Source organism: Muricoccus radiodurans (assembly GCF_050154705.1).
In the GTDB taxonomy this organism is placed as follows: domain Bacteria; phylum Pseudomonadota; class Alphaproteobacteria; order Acetobacterales; family Acetobacteraceae; genus Roseomonas; species Roseomonas radiodurans.
The window spans coordinates 3,074,753-3,092,809 of the sequence record NZ_CP189561.1 but is presented as its reverse complement, the minus strand read 5'-3'; the positions used below and the strand labels follow the sequence as shown (position 1 = coordinate 3,092,809).

General features: G+C 74.1%; 16 protein-coding genes and 1 other RNA gene. 5 read left to right on the top strand and 12 right to left on the bottom strand.

What is annotated here, in order from left to right; genetic code table 11:
* Positions 1 to 76: 76 nt before the first annotated feature.
* The 4 genes from recR to ffs form a co-directional block, all read right to left on the bottom strand.
* A complete protein-coding gene (gene recR, locus ACP6CK_RS14900; RefSeq protein WP_426959914.1) occupies positions 77 to 709 on the bottom strand; it encodes a recombination mediator RecR in 633 nt (210 codons plus the stop codon).
* A 36-nt stretch (positions 710 to 745) separates the two neighbouring features.
* Positions 746 to 1,099, bottom strand: a complete 354-nt coding sequence (locus ACP6CK_RS14895; protein WP_426954095.1) for a YbaB/EbfC family nucleoid-associated protein — start codon at positions 1,097 to 1,099, stop codon at positions 746 to 748.
* Positions 1,100 to 1,109: 10 nt separating this feature from the next.
* Positions 1,110 to 3,179, bottom strand: coding sequence for a DNA polymerase III subunit gamma/tau (locus ACP6CK_RS14890; RefSeq protein WP_426954094.1), 2,070 nt, complete (start codon positions 3,177 to 3,179; stop codon positions 1,110 to 1,112).
* 92 nt (positions 3,180 to 3,271) lie between these two features.
* An RNA gene (ffs, locus tag ACP6CK_RS14885) (signal recognition particle sRNA small type) lies at positions 3,272 to 3,367 on the bottom strand.
* A gap of 103 nt (positions 3,368 to 3,470) precedes the next feature.
* Here ffs and ACP6CK_RS14880 point away from each other — a divergent pair.
* Genes ACP6CK_RS14880 through ACP6CK_RS14870 form a run of 3 tightly spaced genes read left to right on the top strand, consistent with a single transcriptional unit; the run spans position 3,471 to position 5,739 of the window.
* Positions 3,471 to 4,457 carry a hypothetical protein gene (locus ACP6CK_RS14880; protein ID WP_426954093.1) on the top strand — a complete coding sequence of 329 codons (987 nt, stop codon included), beginning with the start codon at positions 3,471 to 3,473 and terminating at the stop codon, positions 4,455 to 4,457.
* 59 nt (positions 4,458 to 4,516) lie between these two features.
* The gene (gene nudC / locus ACP6CK_RS14875; RefSeq protein WP_426954092.1) at positions 4,517 to 5,458 is read left to right on the top strand and encodes an NAD(+) diphosphatase; all 942 of its coding nucleotides are present in this window, start codon (positions 4,517 to 4,519) and stop codon (positions 5,456 to 5,458) included.
* Positions 5,455 to 5,739, top strand: coding sequence for a phosphoribosylamine--glycine ligase (locus tag ACP6CK_RS14870; protein WP_426954091.1), 285 nt, complete (start codon positions 5,455 to 5,457; stop codon positions 5,737 to 5,739). Before nudC ends, ACP6CK_RS14870 begins: the two co-directional genes overlap by 4 nt.
* Before the next feature lie 171 nt (positions 5,740 to 5,910).
* Here ACP6CK_RS14870 and ACP6CK_RS14865 read toward each other — a convergent pair whose 3' ends face one another.
* The 8 genes from ACP6CK_RS14865 to ACP6CK_RS14830 form a co-directional block, all read right to left on the bottom strand.
* Positions 5,911 to 6,630, bottom strand: a complete 720-nt coding sequence (locus ACP6CK_RS14865; protein ID WP_426954090.1) for a phosphoribosyl-ATP diphosphatase — start codon at positions 6,628 to 6,630, stop codon at positions 5,911 to 5,913.
* Complete coding sequence (gene hisF, locus ACP6CK_RS14860; RefSeq protein ID WP_426954089.1) at positions 6,630 to 7,409, bottom strand: imidazole glycerol phosphate synthase subunit HisF; 780 nt, start codon at positions 7,407 to 7,409, stop codon at positions 6,630 to 6,632. The genes ACP6CK_RS14865 and hisF overlap by 1 nt, the downstream gene beginning before the upstream one ends.
* Before the next feature lie 369 nt (positions 7,410 to 7,778).
* A complete protein-coding gene (locus ACP6CK_RS14855; protein ID WP_426954088.1) occupies positions 7,779 to 8,387 on the bottom strand; it encodes a DUF3455 domain-containing protein in 609 nt (202 codons plus the stop codon).
* 199 nt (positions 8,388 to 8,586) lie between these two features.
* Positions 8,587 to 9,120 carry a DUF3592 domain-containing protein gene (locus ACP6CK_RS14850; RefSeq protein ID WP_426954087.1) on the bottom strand — a complete coding sequence of 178 codons (534 nt, stop codon included), beginning with the start codon at positions 9,118 to 9,120 and terminating at the stop codon, positions 8,587 to 8,589.
* Positions 9,121 to 9,226: 106 nt separating this feature from the next.
* Positions 9,227 to 10,636, bottom strand: coding sequence for a phosphatase PAP2 family protein (locus ACP6CK_RS14845; protein WP_426954086.1), 1,410 nt, complete (start codon positions 10,634 to 10,636; stop codon positions 9,227 to 9,229).
* A gap of 165 nt (positions 10,637 to 10,801) precedes the next feature.
* Positions 10,802 to 11,638, bottom strand: coding sequence for a class I SAM-dependent methyltransferase (locus ACP6CK_RS14840; RefSeq protein ID WP_426954085.1), 837 nt, complete (start codon positions 11,636 to 11,638; stop codon positions 10,802 to 10,804).
* A 518-nt stretch (positions 11,639 to 12,156) separates the two neighbouring features.
* The gene (locus ACP6CK_RS14835) at positions 12,157 to 12,567 is read right to left on the bottom strand and encodes an SDR family oxidoreductase (RefSeq protein WP_426954084.1); all 411 of its coding nucleotides are present in this window, start codon (positions 12,565 to 12,567) and stop codon (positions 12,157 to 12,159) included.
* Positions 12,568 to 12,858: 291 nt separating this feature from the next.
* Positions 12,859 to 13,812, bottom strand: coding sequence for a tripartite tricarboxylate transporter substrate-binding protein (locus ACP6CK_RS14830; RefSeq protein WP_426954083.1), 954 nt, complete (start codon positions 13,810 to 13,812; stop codon positions 12,859 to 12,861).
* 420 nt (positions 13,813 to 14,232) lie between these two features.
* Here ACP6CK_RS14830 and ACP6CK_RS14825 point away from each other — a divergent pair, with 420 nt between their 5' ends.
* Both ACP6CK_RS14825 and ACP6CK_RS14820 read left to right on the top strand, forming a co-directional pair.
* Complete coding sequence (locus ACP6CK_RS14825; RefSeq protein ID WP_426954082.1) at positions 14,233 to 16,620, top strand: helicase-related protein; 2,388 nt, start codon at positions 14,233 to 14,235, stop codon at positions 16,618 to 16,620.
* Between the two features lie 213 nt (positions 16,621 to 16,833).
* Positions 16,834 to 17,949, top strand: a complete 1,116-nt coding sequence (locus ACP6CK_RS14820; protein WP_426954081.1) for a THUMP domain-containing class I SAM-dependent RNA methyltransferase — start codon at positions 16,834 to 16,836, stop codon at positions 17,947 to 17,949.
* Positions 17,950 to 18,057: the final 108 nt, after the last annotated feature.

Below are 18,057 nucleotides of genomic sequence, written 5' to 3'. Positions count from 1 at the left end.
AGGCGGCGGCGTCGCCACCCGGCTCCCCGTGGCGCGCCATGGCCCGCCGCGTCAAGCCGCTCCGACAGGACCTGCCTCAGGCCGGGCGCCGCGCCCGCAGGGCCGCGGCCAGCGTCCCGTCATCCAGCACGTCGAGCGCCCCGCCGATCGGCACCCCCTGCGCCAGCCGGGTCACCGGCACCGAGAGCGGCCGCAGCCGGTCCGCCAAGTAATGGCCGGTCGTCGCCCCCTCGACCGTCGCGGGCAGCGCGAGGATCACCTCCTCCACCCCGCCGCCCGCCACGCGGGCGACCAGGGGCTGGATGGACAGGTCTTCGGGCCCCACGCCGCCGAGCGCCGAGAGCGTCCCGCCGAGCACGTGGTACAGGCCGCGATGCGCCCCGGCCCGCTCCAGCGCCCAGAGGTCCGCCACCCCCTCCACCACGCAGATCAGCCCGCGCTCCCGCCGGGGGTCGCGGCAGACGCCGCAGGGGTCGCGCGTATCGAGGTTGCCGCAGACCCCGCAGGGCCGCACCGCCTCCGCCGCCACCTCCAGCGCGGTCGCCAGCGGCAGCATCAGCCGGGCCGGGTCCTGCAGCATCTTCAGCACCGCCCGCCGCGCCGAACGCCGCCCGAGGCCGGGCAGCCGGGACAGCAGGGCCACGAGCTGCTCGACCGGATCGTTCGGCGGAACAGCGCTCGGCCGGTCCAGGGCGGGGTCGAAGGGCATCCCCTTCATATGGTGATCCCTCCGCCCCGATGGAGATCAGAAGGGCAGCTTGAGGCCGCCCAGCAGGCCGCCGCCACCGCCGCCCATGCCCGGGATGTTCAGCCCGGCGGTGGCCTTGCCCATCTCCTCGGCCATCATCGCCTCGACCTTCTGCTTGGCGTCCGCATGGGCCGCGATCAGCAGATCCTCCAGCACCTCGCGCTCCTCCGCGACCATCAGGGACGGGTCGATCGACACGCCCTTCAGGTCGCCCTTGCCGGAAAGCGTGACCTTCACCATCCCGCCGCCGGCCCCGCCCTCCATCGTGGCGGCCTCCAGCTTCGCCTGCATCTCCTGCATGCGCGACTGCATCTGCTGCGCCTGCTTCAGCATGTTGCCCAGGTTCTTCATCGGGAAATCCTCAGTTGATGATGCTGTCGCCCGCCGGCTCCGCGTCTGGCGGCGCGAAGCCGGGGTCGTTGTCGTCCAGGGGCTCGTCCACCGGCTCGCCGGACGTCATGGGCTCCGGCGGCGGCAGGCCGTAGGCGTCCAGCGATTCGTCGCGCACCGCGCGGATCTGCGCGCCGGGAAACGCCTCCATGACCGCCAGCACCAGCGGATGGCTGCGCGCCACCTCCAGCCGTGCCGCCTCCGCCGCCCGCCCCTGCGTCGCGAGCGTCGGCTCGCCCTCCGCGTTCGAGAGGGAGACGGTCCAGCGCACCCCGGTCGTCTCCCCGAGAAGGGAGACCAGCTGGGCCGCGAGGTCGCGCGGCGCGTCGGGCGTCGGCCGCAACTCGATCCGCCCGCCCTCCGGCCGCGCATCGAAGCGCACGAGGTGCACGGAATGCACGAGATGCGCGTGCAGCATCGGCCTCCGGCCGGAGGCCAGCGCCACCACCTCCCGGAAGGTGGCCGGCATCGGCGCGGGCGCCGCGTCCTGTTCGGGCTCCGGTACGGCCACCGGCATCGGCGCCGCATCCCGCAGCGCCGCGCCGCCGGCGATCGCCCGCAGCCCGCCGCCCGCCGGTCCAGGCATGGACGATCCGGACATAGACGGCCCGGCCATCGACGGTCCGCCCACCGCCATGGTGCCGACCGCCTCCGCCATCGGTCCGGCCGGTGCGCCGCCTCCGCCGCCGCGCGGCGCCGAACCGGTCGCCGGGGCCGCCCCGCTCAGCCGCCGCACGATGTCGCCGGGCGTCGGCATCTCGGCCAGATGCGCCAGCCGGATGAGCACCATCTCCGCCGCCGCGCGCCGGTCCGGGCTCTCCGCCACCTCGCCGATGCCCTTCAGCAGGATCTGCCAGGCCCGCCCGAGCACCGGGATGGTCAACATCTCGGCCAGCGCCACGCCGCGCACCCGCTCCGCCTCCGGGATGGAGGGATCGTCGCGCAGCGCCGGCACGGCCCGGAACCGCGTGAGGGTGTGGGTCAGCTCCGCCATGTCGGCGATCACCACGCCCGGATCGGCGCCGCGCGAATGCGCCCGGTCCATGGCGGTCAGGACGGCGGGAAGGTCGCCCTTCATCACCGCCTCCATCAGGTCCAGCACCAGCGCCCGGTCCGCGAGGCCGAGCATGTCCCGCACCGCCTCGGCGCTGACCGCGCCCTCCTCGTCCGGCAGCGCGATCGCCTGGTCCAGCAGCGACAGCCCGTCGCGCACCGACCCGTCGGCCGCGCGCGCGATCATCGCGATCGCCTCCGGCGCGACCTTCGCCCCCTCCTTCTCCGCGATGCCGGCGAAGTGGTCCCGCAGCCGCTCCTGCGGCACGCGGCGCAGGTCGAAGCGCTGGCAGCGCGAGAGGATGGTGGCCGGGACCTTCCGGATCTCGGTCGTGGCGAAGAGGAACTTCACCGCCGGCGGCGGCTCCTCCAGCGTCTTCAGCAACGCGTTGAAGGCCGGCCCACTGAGCATGTGGACCTCGTCGAGGATGTAGACCTTGAACCGTCCCTGGGAGGGCCGGAAGCGCACCTGCTCCCGGATCTCCCGCACATTCTCCACGCCGTTGTTCGAGGCCGCGTCCAGCTCCAGCACGTCCGGGTGCCGGTCGGCCAGGATGGCGCGGCATTCCGGGCAGACGCCGCAGGGGTCGGCCGTAGGGCCGCCCTGGCCGTCCGGCCCGATGCAGTTCAGCGCGCGGGCGATGATCCGCGCGGTCGTCGTCTTTCCCACCCCTCGCACGCCGGTCAGCATGAAGGCGTGCGCCACCCGGTTCTGCGCGAAGGCGTTCCGCAGCGTGCGGACCAGGGCGTCCTGCCCGATCAGGTCGGCGAAGCTCTGCGGCCGGTACTTCCGCGCCAGCACCCGATAGGGCTGGGCCGCCTCGGCCGGGGGAGGGGAGGGAGCCGCCACCGGGGCAGCGGCCGGCGCGGGAGCCGCGGCGGGGGCGGGCGGCGCGGGGTCGCCGAACAACCCCGGCCCGTCGGCGGGCGGAAGGGGGATGCCCTCCTCCGGGGTCTCGTCGTCGAGCAGGGCGGGGTCGCTGGTCATCCGGTCTCAGGCAAGGAAGGCAGCCATGGTGCGGCGGCCGCGTCCGGCCTGGAAGGGGAGAGCGCGAAGCGACCGGCGGCGCCGGCGCGGGGGTGGAAGACCGGCCATGACCCGGGCGGAAACCCGCCTCGGCTGCTTCCTTCCGGACCTGACCGGGTCGACAGGGCGCCCGTCCACGACCGGCCTTCCGGGGCGGAATATGGGGGCACGGAGCGGACGAGTCCACCGCCGGGGCTGGCAGGGCGCCGAACCGCCGGCATGATGCGGAACCGCAACGCTCGGCCCCGCCCCATGCCCCGCCTCCTTCTCGCGCTGGTCCTCGCCCTCCTCGCCCTTCCGGCGCGCGCCGGGGATCCGGCGGATTGTCTCGGCCGTCCCGAGGCGGCGCCCTGCACCGACCGTGCGCTGCGAGAGGCCGACCGCCGACTGCGCGCTACCTGGCGGGAGGCGACCGCCACCACCGTCCGCCCGGCGACCCTGGCGGCCGGGGACTTCCTCTGGCGGGCGCGGTTGCGGGAAGGCCAGACCGACCTCGGCGACGGACCCGCCCGCCCCTACGACACCGCCCAGCTCCTGGAGATGGTCCGATATCGCACGGAGGAGCTTCGGGAGCTGCTCCGGCAGGACCGGGCCACCCGGCCCGCGCGCTTCGGCCGGTCCTGCCCCGCCGCCACTGCCGGGGCGGCCTGCCCCATGCCGCGCAACAGCATCCTGCCCGAGCTCGGCCGCGCCTGCCTGGGCACCGCGCTCCGCAACTGCCGGGTACGGGAAGCGGGCACGCTGGTGAGCGAGGACGGAGGCCTCCTCCTTCTCTGGCAGGTGCAGGACGGGCACACGGACCGCGACGGGGTGCGGACCGGCGCCGTGATCCTGGAACCCTCCCCGGACCGGTGGCGCCCGCTGGCCTGGGCCTTCGAGGGTGAGTACCGCGCCCCCCGCCTGATCGAGCGCGACGGCGCGCGGCTCCTGGTCGTGCCCGGCCGTCGCATCGGCAGCGGCGGCCACGACGCCGATCTGCTGCTCGTGCAACGCGACGGCCGCTGGCGAGAGGTCGAGATCGCCACCTGGCGGCGGGAGCTGGAGCGCCGCCTGCCCGACGGCCTCGGCGCCTGGCAGGGCGTGGACTACGACTTCTCCGCCATGACCGCCCGCACCCGGCTCTGGCGGCCCGATGACGGGAACTGCTGCCCGACCGGCGGAAGCGCCCTCGCCACCCTGCGGATCGAGGGGGATTCGCTGCGGCTCGCCGACCTCACGGCGGAACCGGCGCCGCGCTGAGCAGGGGTTGGCCCGACCCCGCCCCCATGGCAGGGTCCGCGCCCCAGCCCGGACCCCCGATGCTCTCCATCCCCGCCAGCCGGCCCAACGCCTATACCGGCAGTCCGCTCGATCGCGTCTCCGGCCAGCGCGACGACGAGGCCTTCGTCGCCGGCGCCCTCGCGGACCCCGCGAGCCTCATCATTCCGGTCTGGCGGTCGAAGAGCCTGCTTCGCGGCGTGGAGTCCGGCGCGCCGGAGGCGGTGCTGCTGACGCGGGAGGCCGCGGAGGCCGTGCTGATGGCCGGCGGCCCCTGGGCGCTGCTCGGCCTTCGGGACGGCACGGCGGTCTTCGCGGTGGATGTCAGCGCCGCGGAAGACCCGCTGCCCCTGCTGCCCGAGAACCTCGGCACCTTCCACGACCTGCGCGGCGTCGCCGGCCTGCTCCCACCCGGAGAGGCGAGCATGCTCGCCCATGCGCGCGGCCTGATGCACTGGCGCGTGCGCCACCGCTTCTGCGGCGTCTGCGGCGCCCCCTGCGAGCCGCGCTCGGCCGGGAACGCCATGCAGTGCACGGCCTGCAACGCCCAGCACTTCCCCCGCACCGACCCGGCCGTGATCATGCTCGTGGTGGCCAAGGACGGGGATCACGAGCGCTGCCTGCTGGGCCACAACGCCCGCTTCCCGAACGTCACGATGTACTCGACCCTCGCGGGCTTCGTGGAGCCGGGCGAGAGCCTCGAAGAGGCGGTGCGGCGCGAAGTCTTTGAGGAGGTGGGCGTCTCGGTCGGGGCGGTGTGGTACCACTCCTCCCAGCCTTGGCCCTTCCCGGCCTCCATCATGCTCGGCTTCCACGCGGAGGCGACGAGCACGACCATCACCGTGGACGAGAGCGAGCTGCGCGACGCCCGCTGGTTCACCCGCGACGAGATCCGCAACCACGCCGCCGGCGGCTTCTCCCTGCCGCGAGTGGATTCCATCGCCCGCCGACTGATCGAGGACTGGCTGGAGGCCGCACCGTGAAGACCACCCCCGTCCTGCTCCTCCTTCTCTCCCTGGCCGCCTGCGGCGGTCGCGCAGCGGTGCCCGAGAGCCCGGAAGCCGCCGCCTGCCGGTCCGAGGCCCGGAACAGCCCCGCCATCGGGGAGGCCTATTCCCGCATGTCCGGCACGAACGCGATGCAGCAGCAGGCCATCCGCAACGAGGTCGCGGCCGCCGAGCGCCGCGCCTTCGCCAACTGCATGCGCGCCCGCGGGCAGTCCGTCCCTGGTGGCGGCGTCGAACCGGAGCGGCTGCTGCGGTGACCCCGGGAGGCGCCGCCTCCCGGACCCTCCGCCGGGGAGCCTGAGGCCCCCCGGACCCCCGCATCTATCGGGGCATTCCGCCTATGGAATGGAGGTCCAGGAACTTCAGGTTTCCGGCGGATGGGGGGCGGGGAGGGCAGAGCCTTCCCCGGGGCCGTCTTACCCCTCCGACTAGGGAAGCTTCGTCGTCCCAGCCGCGCGGACGATGCCGTGCGGGGAGAGGGATTGCCGGGATGCCTTCTCGGCGATGCCGCTGAGGCCCTCGCGGCGGACAAGCTCTGCCCAGGCCTCCTCCGGGCGGATGCCGGCGTCCACCCATAGGACGAGGAGGTGATAGAGGAGGTCGGCGCTCTCGGAGATGATGGCGCTCCGGTTGCCGGCCATCGCCTCGATCACGCACTCCACCGCCTCTTCCCCGAGCTTCTGCGCGACCTTCGCGGTGCCGCGGGACAGGAGCCGGGCGGAGTGGGACGTCTGCACGTCGCCATTCAGGCGGCGCTCCTCGATCGTGGCCCAGAGGCGGTCGAGGACGGCTGCCTCGCAGGGGCCGGTCGGGACGTCGGCGTCCAGGCGCGCCAGATGGCGCGTCTCGGCGCGGCGGACCGGCTTCGGCGCGCGCGCGGACTGGACCGGGAGCGCGAGGGCCTCCGGCACGGGAAGCGGTGCGGCGCCGGCCTTCTTCCAGGTCGGGGTCTTCAGCTTCGCCTTGCCAGCCCCGGCCTTGGCGAGCTTCGCCTTCGGCTTGCCGGCCTTGTCGACCGGCAGGACCTTCGCGCGCTTGGCCTTCGGCGGCTTCGCGGCCACCCGGCGCTCCGCGGCCTCAGCCATCTCGGGCGCCTTTCCCTTCTTCTGCGGCTTCTTCGCGGCTTTGGGCTTCGGATGCTTGGGCATCAGGCGGCGCTCTCCAGCGCGGGCGCGGGACGGGTGGGAAGGCCGGCGGCGGCGAGGGCGGCCTTTGCCTCGCCGATCCGAAAGGTCCCGTAATGGAAAACGCTGGCGGCCAGCAGGCCGGTGGCCCCGGCGCGCGCGCCCTCCACGAAATGTTCCAGTGTGCCGACGCCGCCTGAGGCGACGAGCGGCAGGCGCGTGGCGGCGCGGATGGCACGCAGGAGATCGAGGTCGAAGCCCTGGCCGGTGCCGTCGCGGTCCATGGAGGTGACCAGCAGCTCCCCGGCGCCGAGGGCGGCCATGCGGCGCGCCCACTCGACCGCGTCCACGCCCGTCTCGCGCCGGCCGCCATGGGTGAAGATCTCCCACCGGTCCGGGGCGACGCGGCGGGCATCGATGGCGACGACGATCGCCTGGCTGCCGAAGGCCTCCGCCGCGCGGCGGATGAGGTCGGGATCGGCGAGGGCGGCGGAGTTGATCGAGACCTTGTCGGCGCCGGCCAGCAGCAGCGCGCGGCAATCCTCGACGCTGCGGACGCCGCCGCCGACGGTCAGCGGGATGAAGACCTGCTCCGCGGTGCGCGCGACGACGTCGAGCATCGTGCCCCGATTCTCGTGCGTCGCGCCGATGTCGAGGAAGGTGATCTCGTCCGCGCCCTCCCGGTCATAGGCGCGTGCCTGCTCGACCGGGTCGCCGGCATCGCGCAGGGCGACGAAGTTCACGCCCTTCACGACGCGGCCGTCCTTCACATCGAGACAGGGAATGACGCGCAGCGCGAGCATGGACGATCACCGGATTTGTCTGGCCCGCGCGCCGCGCGGGAGAATGCGATGCGACGGATGGGCCGCGGGGGTCAAGGGCGAATGTGGGACTCCGTGCACGGGGTTGCACAGGGGGCCGTGGAAGGTGGGGCATGTCTTCGGCCCATGCCGCAGCCGGCGTCGTGCTGACCAGCGTTGCGGAAAGCCGGCCACGAAGTCTGGAATGGTGGTCGGCGGCGCGCCAGGACGGCTTCGTGAAGAGTTGCGGACATCGGGCGTCCATCGGCGGTGCCGGCGCGATCCCCCTCTCGCATCCGCCGCGCAGGCCTCGTCATGCAGCAGGCGATCGCGAGTCGGACGCGCCGGGAACGCCGGTGGATCGCGCGCCGGTCAGTTCCCCCGCGGTGCGAGGAGGACGTAATCCGCCGCATAGGGCACGCTCCGGAAGGCACCCGCCGCCGGGCAGGCGCCCTCGGCGTCGCCGCCCACCGTGTTGATGCGCTGGATGACGGTGACAGGGGCCAGCCGCCCGGTGCCGCGCCGTTCCAACACCTCCAGGCGGAGCCAGGGGATGTCGCTCGTCTCGCGGCCGGGTGCACGGCCGGTGGGGCGCGCCGTCACGACGCTCCCGTCCGTCAGCTCCCAGCTCGGGCCGGCGTAGTGACGGCCGACGGTGCGGCCACCCTCCAGCAGGGTGGCGACCGGCTCGCGAAACGCCCAGGCGAGGCGCCCATCCGATCCGGCGCGGCACTCATAGACCTGTGCGCCCTCGGCATGGAGCGTCGCGACGACGGACAGGTCCGGCGCCGCGATCGGCGCGGGAAGCGCGGGCGGCGTCTGGGCGTGCCCTGTCGCGACAGATGCGAGAAGGCCGGTCGCGATGGCCCGCGGCAGAAGTCCCGCGCGGCAACGCGCCCCGGAGCCAACCCCGGCACGTCCGGTTGGGTGCGGGAGGTCCGAGCCCGTGCGGTGACCGAGGGAATCGTCAGTTCGTGTCATGGCAGGATCTCCTTCAGGACCGGGCGCTGCGGCACCGGCCGGGTGCAATGGGTTGTGCGCCGGAGGCCGGGACATCCCGCGCCTTCTTCGGCGAGGCGGGAGGATGCGGCACGGTGATGCCCGTCCCCCTCCCGATCCGCGTCGGGATGCCGATGCCGGACCGCTGCGGGCCGCGCCCGATCGTCCGGACGGCCCACCGTCAGGCCTGGCGGCGGCGCAGCAACCCCATCGCGGAAGGGATGCCGAGCGCCATCGCGAAGGCTGCCAGCACCCAGGGCCACGCGCCGGGCCCGCCCGCCACCGCCGACGCGAGCCGGATCACGGGCGGATCTCCCGGCACGAAGCGAAGCGGCATTGTGCGGCCGGCGCGGATCTCCTCCCGCTCGACCGAGTCCGAGACGGTGGCGAGCGCCACGCGGCCCTCCGGCGTCCGGTAGCTGAAGCTCGGGTAGAAGGTCGTGCTGACCACCCGGTTGCCGCGCCGGCTCTGCACCTCCCGGTAGCCGCCGGTCATCCGCCCCTCGACCTCGATGCCGGAGGTCGCCGCGCGCTGATGATCCTGCACCAGCGCCCAGGCGCCCCAGCTCAGCCCGAAGGCGGCCAGCAGCCCGAGGACGCAGATCCAGCGCTTCACCGGGGGACGGCCGGCGCGCCCGCCGGCGATGCTTTGCTGACCCTGCGGCAACGCCGCGCCGGCGACGCCCGCGGGCGCCATTCTCATCGTCTGGTCCATCTCATCCTTCTCCGATTGCATTTTGGGTTCGCGCGGGCAGGGTTCGCTCTTCGAGGCCCCTGCCGGCGATCCGGCCGGCAGGAGCGGACTTGCCGGGATGTTCGCGCTATGGGGCCCGCTGTTCCGCGCCGTCGCCGCGCGCGCGCTCGATCGCGCGCTCCGCCACGCGGCGCCCGAGCGCCTCCGCCGCGGACACGTCGTGCGGGTAGTGGATCCCTGCTGAGATCCGCGACTGGCCGGCTTCGCGGGCGAGGGTTGTCATCGGCTCGGCGTCCCGCGGGAACAGGTACGCCAGCACCGATGACGCCGTGGTCGAGAAGCAGGCATGCGCGGACGGGAAGCTCGGATGGTTCGGCACGGCGATGACGGGGCTGACCTCGCGGTCGAGCTGCGCCGGACGGATCGTCCAATACGCGTACTTCGCGTCCCAGCACGCGACCCCGCTGTCATACATCGCCACGTTGAGAAGCGCGTAGGCGCGCGCCGCGCGCGGCGCGTCCGTGCCCTGGCCGTATTCCAGCAGCAGCCGCCCGGCATGGCCGTTCCAGTACTCGTGGCTGCGAAGCCCGCCGGCCGCCGCCTCCCAGAACACGGCGCGCGCGTTCGACAGCGGCGTGCGCTGGGCGGCGCGGACCTGCGCCATCTCCGCGGCCCGTTCCGGCGAGTCACTCGCCGGGGGCGGCGGTGGACGGAACTCCTCCGCCGAGGCCAGCAGCCATGGCCGCCACGCCGGGGCTTGCGGCAGGACGGGGTTGTTGCCCGTCCACCCCCCGGGCGCCGTCGGCACGGAGCCGGTCCAGCGCCCGTCCGTGCCGTCGCGCCGCGCCCGCTCCATCGCCGCGGCCGCGACCTGCCGGCCAAGCGCCGCGCCCGCGGCGACATCGCTGGGATAGGCGGCGGCCGCCAGCAGCCGCAGCCGCCCGGCCTCTTCGGCCAGGCGTGCGAACTCGGCCGCGCGCTGCGGGAAGATCTCGCTCAGCAGCGCGGAGGCCACGGCGGCCGCGACGGCGTGCTCGTCCGGATAGGACGGGCGATCGGATTCCGAGACCAGGGGCCGCAGCGCCGGGTCGGCGGTGCCGGGGCGCGGGCGTCCATGGGCGCCCTTGCTGTCCCACGCCGCCACCATCGCGTCGGCCAGCGCGGTGTGAAGCACCGCGAGGTGGCGGGACGCGACATTGACTGGAAGCCCGGCGCGCAGCGCCTCCTGCATCGCGATCTGGTTCCAACGGTAGGACGGCGCGGCCGCGTGCCACCACGCGATGCGCTCGAGCACCTCCGCATCACGTCCGCCCATCAGGCCGCGGAGTTGATCGAGTTCCGCGCGCGTCGCCGCGGCGTCGGGCGGGGGCGGGAGACGGAACTGGCTGCCGGAGCTCAGCACCCAGGTTCGCCACGCGCCGGGATCGGCCGGCGCGCTGCCCGCGGGCTGCGCCGAGGCCGCGCCCGAGAGGACGAGAGAGGCGCCGAGAAGCAGCGCGGCCCTGCAGGAGCGCCGGTCCGCCTTCAAGATGGTCATGCTCGATCTCCTTGGATGGACAGCTTGAGCGCTGCGCGGCGAGGCCTCAGCCCCCGGAATCTCGGGATCGGCCGTGCCGCACCGTTCGCCATCCGGCCGACGGACGCGATCATCGGTGCTGGCCCGCCCCGCCCCCTGTTCCCGGGGACACACCTCGCTGCCGCCTCAGCTCCGGGTGACGACGACCTCGATGTACTCGCTCGGCACGATGAGAGCGTCGTCCCCACCGCGGTTCATGCCTGCCATCAGGCCGAGCATGTCGCTCTCCAGCATCGCCTGGCCGGCGGCGTCGAGCGCAGCGAAGGCGCGGTTCATCGGGCCGTAATAGGTGCGGAAGATCTCCAGCATGTGGCCGGGCGAGCGGTAGCGGAAATGGAAGATCTGTCGCGTCACGGACACTCTCTGGCCCGGGAAGAGCTCGGCGAGGCGGGCCTCCGATCCCCAGAGCGCCGGGGACTTCACGCCCGCCGGCGGCGGCATGTGCTTGCCGATGGTCTTGAAGACCTGGCCGATGAAGCCCTCCGGCGTCCAGTTCGCGAGCCCGATCCGGCCGCCCGGCCTTACGACGCGGAGCAGCTCCGCGGCCGCCTTCTCCTGGTTCGGCGTGAACATCACGCCGAGGGTCGAGAGCGCGACGTCGAAGCTCGCATCGTCGAAGGGCAGGGCCTCGGCGTCGGCCTGGCGGAAGGCGACGACGAGGCGCTCGGCGGCGGCACGCTCCCGGCCGCGGTCGAGCAGCGCGCCGACATAGTCTGTGGAGGTCACCTGCGCGAAGTGGCGGGCGGCCGCGAGCGTGGCGTTGCCGTTGCCGGCCGCGACGTCGAGCACCCGCTCTCCGGCGCGCAGGTCCACGGCCTCGCAGATCCGCTCGCCGATGATCTGCAATGTGGTGCCGATCACGGCGTAGTCGCCCGCCGCCCAGGTCGCCTGCTGGCGGGCCTTGAGCGCGACGAGGTCCACCGGGGCGGGGGCCGGGTGGGACAAGGTGGCAGTGGCTGACATGGTCTCTTTCTCCTGAGTGTTGCGCGGTCTTCTTCGCGCATTGCCCCGGCGGTCCGATGCTCTGCTGACGGTCCGCGGCGCGGAGAGGACGTCCGGGCTCGGTGCCTGCGCGCCGTCTCCTCGGACCCTTTCCTAGCCACGGCGCGTGGAGGCGGGCGTGGGAGCCGGTGTGGGAAAGCGCGTGGAAACGAACGGGCCGGGCGGGGAGGGCGTGGCTGGAGGGGCCGGGTCCCCAGACCACTGATGGTCGTCCGCGCGGGCTCGCCGGTGGCGCTGCTGGCCCGGCGCAAACTGCGGGCGTTCTTGGCTACCCCGCCCTCGCCGGCCGCCTGGACGAGGCACGCGCGCTGGCCGCCGCCATCCGCCAGACCCGGCCGCGCTGCCCCGTCCACGACATCAGCGCCGCCATACCGTGGGCGTCCAAGGGCGAGCGGCCGTCCCGCGAGGGCGCGAGGAGGCTCGGCCCGGCGTGATCCGACGCGGTACCCCGGATCGGGCCGGGCTTCCCGCTCAGATCATCAGGGTTCCACCGTAAATGTCGAAGGTGGCGCCGGTGACGAAGCCCGCCCCTCGCTCGTGAGGGAGGAGACGAGCGCGCCGATGCCTTCCGGCGTGCTGATCCGTCCCACGGGAATGGTCGCGATGGCGGCCGCGACCACCTCCGGCCTGGAGCCCGCGGTCATCGGCGTCTCGATGCGGCCCGGTGCCACGGCCTTCACCGTGATGCCGTCCGCCGTTAGCTTCTTCGCGTAGGTGCAGGCAGGCCGAGCAGGCCGGACTTCGGCGCGACAGGACGCGCCCCCGCGACCCCGGCCGGCGACGGCCCGCACAAGGCTACGATGCAGGTCCCCACACACGGCGCCAGGCCTGCGCCTACTCCTTGAAGGAGGGCGGCAGCGCGCGCTCGTGGACGTCGAAGCCGCTGACATGCATGGCGAGCCCGTCGCGCTTCACCACGACATCTGGGCACGCTGTCCGGCATAGGGACCGATGCCGGCCGCGCCGCCTCAAGGGGCCAGCACGATTGTGATGCCGGGGAAGGCACGGGTGAGATCCAGCACCTTGTCGGCCCAAGGCGCGACCCTGTCTCCGCCTGCCGCGGCATCCTAAGAGTAAGGAGATGATGGGATCGAACGCACTGCGTTTGGGGAGAGGGAGATTTATTCTCCCTCTCCCCGGAGTCACACGCAGCAGCGGATCGGGACCTTCGCGCGTCCCCATCACTCTGCCCGGATGCCGGCCTGCTGCACCACGCGCCGCCAGGTCGGGACGTCCTCGGCCATCCGGGCGCGCATGGTGGATGCGTTGGACATCAGGGGCGTGATGCCGAGCGTCGCGAACTGGTCCCGTACGGCGGACAACCGGCCGATCGCCGAGAGCTCCGCTTCCAGCCGTCCCACGATCACGGGGGAGATCGCCGCCGGGCCGAAGAGGGCGAACCAGTTGGGCGCAACATAGCCGGGCAGCGTCTCCCCGATCGTGGGGACATCTGGCATCTCCGGGAGGCGCGAAGCCGTCGCCACGCCCAACACCCGGACCTTCCCGTCGCGGTAATGCGCCAAGGTCTCCGCGGTGCTCGCGAAGACCATGTCGATATTGTGCCCGAACAGCGCGGCCGTAGCCTGGGTCGTGCCCCGGAACGGCACGTGCAGCAGCTCGATGCCGGCCGTGAAGGCCAGCAGCGCGGCCGTGAGGTGGTTGCTCGATCCCACCCCGCTGGTGCCATAGGACAGGCTGCCCGGAGAAGCCTTCGCGCGAGAGACGAGATCCGCGATGGAACCCATCGGTGCGTCCGGCCGCACGACGAGCGTCGTCGCGACATCGGTGACGAGGCTGACCGGGGCGAGGTCCCGCAGCGGGTCGAAGCCCAGCCCCGGCTGCAGGGAGGGCCCGATCGCCACGGAGGAGCTGGTGTAGAGAAGCGTGTACCCGTCGGGCGCCGCCTGCGCGACGAGTTGCGCGCCGAGGAGGCCGCCGGCGCCGCCGCGGTTCTCGATGACGAAGGGCTGGCCGAGGCGCTGCCGCAGCTGCTCGGCGACGATGCGGACGGAGACATCCGTCGGGCCGCCGGGCACGAAGGGCACCACGATCCGCACCGGGCGGTTCGGCCAGGATTCTGCCTGCTGGGCCAGGGCCGGTGCGGCAAGGGAGGCGAGCGCAGCAGCTGTGAGCATTGAGCGGCGTGTGATGGGTTTCACGTTTCTGTTTTCCCCCGCTCCACCCGCTTGGAGTGGAGTCTAGGACAGCTTTCGCGAGCACGTCACCACCACGCCGATCACGCCACGCTGATCCGCGCACCGTGCACCAAGCGCCCATGCCGTGACATCGTTGGCGCGCCGACCGAACGGTTGGGAAGCCATGTCGGAATCGGTCGCGCCTCGCGGCAGGCTACCGTCACTGGCCCGGAACTCTGCCCAGCCCGGCATCGGCGCGCGGCATCCGCTGAGCCGCGCTGCGCGACCGGCGGGCGACAGTCGGCGGCTCGGGTCGCCTCCCGCCGGGATCCGCGCTATGGCCAACCCCGACCCCGAGGCGCGCGTTCACCCCGCGGCCCGGGCCAGATCCGGCTGCCAGTCTTGCCCGCAGGGAACCCGATGGAGCAACGCCCGCCGTCCGATCCGACCGAAGCGGCCGAGGCCGTTGCCCCCGCTTCCGAGGAGACGACATTCAGGGCGCAGCGCGACGCCCCGCGTTTCGCGTTGCGCGAGAGGCTGGCCGGCCTGGCGCGGCAGGCCGATGCGCTGCCCACGCGGCCCGAGGATCTCGACGTGGCGATCGGCAGCGCGGGCGGTCCGGAGCCCGGCGAGACGGAGCTTCTCGCCGCCCTGCGCGCGGCCATCCTCGCAAGGCTGACCGGCTACGGCACCCCGGAGAGCGCGCTGGGGGCGGCCCTCGAGGACCTTCCGAGGCGGACCTCGGGGGAGGCGACGCTGGACGCCGTCCGGCATTGCGCCGCCCTTGTCGCCGAGGCCTTCGCCCTCCCCGCGGCGCAGGCGGACGCCTTCGCCTGGCGCGCGGTGGACGCCGAGCGGCGCCGCCGGGGCGAGCGCCGGGCGGCGGCCCGGGCCGCGCGGGAGAGCCAGGCCGCGGAGGAGCGCCGCCTCAAGGCCTGGGAGAGCTCGCTCGTCGGCGCCGACGCCGTCCCGGCCCTGCTCGGCTGCACGCGGCACGAGGCGGATCGCTGGATCCGCGCCGGAATCATCCCGGTGGCCCGCCGTGTGGCCGTCCGCCGGGGCGCCCGGACGGTGCAGGAGCCCGAATTCGATCCCGCGGCCCTGGAGTCCGTTCGCGCCGAGGTGCAGGGCTGGCGAGAGGCGGAACAGGGCCGCCGCCCCGGCCATGCCGAAGAGCCGGAACCCACGCGGCGGATCAGCAACGCGGCCGTGGCCCGAATCGCCGGGCTGGACCGCTACGCCGGCCATTTCGCGACCGCCCGCGCGCTCGACCGCCGGGTCATCGCCTGTCTCGGGCCCACCAACTCCGGAAAGACCTATTTCGGCCTCAGCCGCCTCGCCGAGGCGGAGACCGGCCTCGCCCTCGGCCCGCTCCGGCTGCTCGCGCACGAGTACCGGGAGGCGCTGGAGGCGCGCGGCATCCCCACCTCGCTCTCCACGGGGGAGGAGCGCATCCGGGTGGCCGGCAGCCGCCACACCGCCGCGACGGTGGAGATGTGCCCCTTCACCAACCCGGTGGACGTGGCGGTCATCGACGAGGTGCAGATGCTCGCCGATCCCGAGCGCGGGGCGGCCTGGACCGCCGCCATCATGGGCGTGCCCGCCCGGCAGGTCATCCTGCTGGGCGCGCCGGACGCGGCGCCGATGATCCGGCGCATCGTCGCCCTCTGCGGCGATCCGCTGGAGGAGGTGCGTCTGGACCGCATGGGGCCGCTCATCGCCGCGCCCGCCCCCGTGCCGCTGTCCGAGATCGGCCGGGGCGACGCGGTCATCGCCTTCTCCCGGCGGGAGGTCTTCGCCCTGCGCGCGGAGCTGCTGCGGCGGGGCCGGACGGTGGCGGTGGTGTACGGCGCCCTCGGCCCCACGGTCCGCCGCGCGGAGGCCCGCCGCTTCCGCGAGGGCGAGGCGGAGGTGCTGGTCGCGACGGACGCGATCGGCATGGGCCTGAACATCGGCCCGCTGCGCCGCGTCGTCTTCTCGGCCCTGAGCAAATACGACGGCAAGGAGGACCGCCCCCTCACGGTGCAGGAGATCAAGCAGATCGGCGGCCGCGCCGGGCGCTTCGGCGGGGCGCATGCCGAAGGCGTGGTGGCCGTCCTGGCGGGCGGGGGCGACCCGCGGATGATCGCCCGGGCCCTGCGGGCCGAGCCGGAGGCGCCGGAGGACCTGCGCCCGCCCGTGGCCCCGGATGCCGAGATCGTGGCCGCCGTGGCGGCGGAGATGGGCACCGTCAGCCTGTTCGGCACGCTGCGGCGGATCGAGCGCGCCGTGCTGCGGCGGGATGATCCGAATTACCGGCTGGGCGACCTCTCGACCCAGCTGGCCATCGCCGCGGCGGTGGACGGGGTGCGGGAGCTCTCCCTGCTGGATCGCTGGACCTACGCCCTCTGCCCCGTGGATGAGCGGGACGAGGGGATCGCGCGGCTGGCGGACTGGGCGGTCGAGCACGCGCTCGGCGGCACGGTGGCGCCGCCCCGGGCCGGGCGCCTTCCCCCGCCGGACCGCGCGGGCCAGGACACGCTGCAACTGGCGGAGCGGGTGCACCGCCGGCTGGTGGCCTGGCGCTGGATGGCGCTGCGCTTCCCCGACACCTACCGCGACATCGAGGGGGCGCTGGCCGAGAGCCGGCGCCTGAACGAATGGATCGAGGCGGTGCTGGCCACCAGCCCCACTGGCCGGGCGCGGACGGTGGCGGGCGGGGCGGACCATCCGCCGTCACGCCACGGTCGGCCCCGGAGAGGACGGGACGGCGGCGCGCGGATGAAGCCGGCGGGCGCGGCCCCGCCGCGGACATCGCCGGCCCGGTAGGCGCCTCGACCTGCCCGGGCGCGACCGCCAGGGCTCGCCCTGCTAGAGCAGTCCGCGGCCCGCACCCGCGCGGGCCTGGAGGAGAAGCGTGCCGGTCAGGATGGCGGAGCCCCGGATGGGATCTGAGGTGGCGACGGTCCGGGCCATGCGGGAGGCAGACCGGCATGGGACGGCCCGCGACGGGGCCACGCTCCTCCCGCCCGCCGCCGCGCGATGACGCGGGACACGGGCTTCGAGATCTTCCTCGCGACGGCCCCGGGGCTGGAGGCGGTGCTGTGCGCCGAGGTGCGCGGCAAGGGCTTCCGGCAGCCGCGGCCCGTCGCCGGCGGCGTCGTCCTCCGGGGAGGCTGGCCGGAGGTCTGGCGCGCGAACCTCTGGATCCGCGGCGCCGGGCGCGTGCTGGCGCGGCTGGATTCCTTCCGGGCCATTCACCTCGCGCAGCTGGACGGCCGCGCGCGCCGCGTGCCCTGGGCGAGCGTCCTGCGCCCCGATATCCCGTTCCGGGTCGAGGCGTCGTGCAGCGCGTCGCGCATCTACCACAGCGGCGCCGCGGCCGAGCGGATCGGGACCGCCATCCGGGAGACCCTCGGCGCCCCGCAGGCCGAGGAGGCCGAGGTCACCGTGATGGCGCGCATCGAGCACGACGTCTGCACCATCAGCGTCGATACGTCCGGCGAGCCACTGCACAAGCGCGGCCACAAGCAGGCCGTGAACGCGGCGCCGATGCGGGAGACCATGGCCTCGCTGTTCCTGCAGCAATGCGGCTACGACGGGACCGAGCCCGTGCTCGACCCGATGTGCGGCTCCGGCACCTTCGTCATCGAGGCCGCGGAGATCGCCGCGCGGCTCAATCCGGGCCGCTCCCGCCGCTTCGCCTTCGAGCAGCTCGCCACCTTCGACGCGGCGGCGTGGCAGCGCATGCGCGCGGTGAAGAGCGCGCGCGCCCCGGTGGCCCGCTGCCACGGCCGCGACCGGGATGCCGGCGCGATCGCCATGAGCCGCGCGAATGCGGAGCGCGCGGGCGTCGCGGATTTCACCGCCTTCGAGCAGGGCAGCATCAGCGAGGCGCGCCCGCCCGAGGGGGCGCCAGGGCTGGTCATCGTGAACCCACCCTATGGCACCCGCATCGGCGACCCGACGGCCTTGCTGGCCCTCTACCGCGCCCTCGGCGGCACGCTCCTGCGCCATTTCCCGGGCTGGCGGGTCGGCATCGTGACCAGCGAGCCCCGGCTGGCCCACGCGACCGGCCTGCCCTTCCTTCCCACCACCGCGCCGATCCCCCACGGCGGGCTGCGCGTATCGCTCTTCCGGACCGCTCCCCTGGCCTGACCGCCGGGCGGGGTCCCCGCCCCGGGGACATGACCGTCATCGGCCCGGGTGATTGGCGGCGTTCCCGCGGGCAACCCATCTTCCCGCTCCACCATGGCCCGGCGGTCC

Bases quoted from the DNA above. Each gene is read 5' to 3' on its own strand.
- recR (WP_426959914.1), bottom strand. From the start codon at position 709: ATGCCCTTCGACCCCGCCCTGGACCGGCCGAGCGCTGTTCCGCCGAAC.
- ACP6CK_RS14895 (WP_426954095.1), bottom strand. From the start codon at position 1,099: ATGAAGAACCTGGGCAACATGCTGAAGCAGGCGCAGCAGATGCAGTCG.
- ACP6CK_RS14890 (WP_426954094.1), bottom strand. From the start codon at position 3,179: ATGACCAGCGACCCCGCCCTGCTCGACGACGAGACCCCGGAGGAGGGC.
- ACP6CK_RS14880 (WP_426954093.1), top strand. From the start codon at position 3,471: ATGCCCCGCCTCCTTCTCGCGCTGGTCCTCGCCCTCCTCGCCCTTCCG.
- nudC (WP_426954092.1), top strand. From the start codon at position 4,517: ATGCTCTCCATCCCCGCCAGCCGGCCCAACGCCTATACCGGCAGTCCG.
- ACP6CK_RS14865 (WP_426954090.1), bottom strand. From the start codon at position 6,630: ATGCCCAAGCATCCGAAGCCCAAAGCCGCGAAGAAGCCGCAGAAGAAG.
- hisF (WP_426954089.1), bottom strand. From the start codon at position 7,409: ATGCTCGCGCTGCGCGTCATTCCCTGTCTCGATGTGAAGGACGGCCGC.
- ACP6CK_RS14855 (WP_426954088.1), bottom strand. From the start codon at position 8,387: ATGACACGAACTGACGATTCCCTCGGTCACCGCACGGGCTCGGACCTC.
- ACP6CK_RS14850 (WP_426954087.1), bottom strand. From the start codon at position 9,120: ATGGACCAGACGATGAGAATGGCGCCCGCGGGCGTCGCCGGCGCGGCG.
- ACP6CK_RS14845 (WP_426954086.1), bottom strand. From the start codon at position 10,636: ATGACCATCTTGAAGGCGGACCGGCGCTCCTGCAGGGCCGCGCTGCTT.
- ACP6CK_RS14840 (WP_426954085.1), bottom strand. From the start codon at position 11,638: ATGTCAGCCACTGCCACCTTGTCCCACCCGGCCCCCGCCCCGGTGGAC.
- ACP6CK_RS14835 (WP_426954084.1), bottom strand. From the start codon at position 12,567: ATGTCAGCGGCTTCGACGTCCACGAGCGCGCGCTGCCGCCCTCCTTCA.
- ACP6CK_RS14830 (WP_426954083.1), bottom strand. From the start codon at position 13,812: ATGCTCACAGCTGCTGCGCTCGCCTCCCTTGCCGCACCGGCCCTGGCC.
- ACP6CK_RS14825 (WP_426954082.1), top strand. From the start codon at position 14,233: ATGGAGCAACGCCCGCCGTCCGATCCGACCGAAGCGGCCGAGGCCGTT.
- ACP6CK_RS14820 (WP_426954081.1), top strand. From the start codon at position 16,834: ATGACGCGGGACACGGGCTTCGAGATCTTCCTCGCGACGGCCCCGGGG.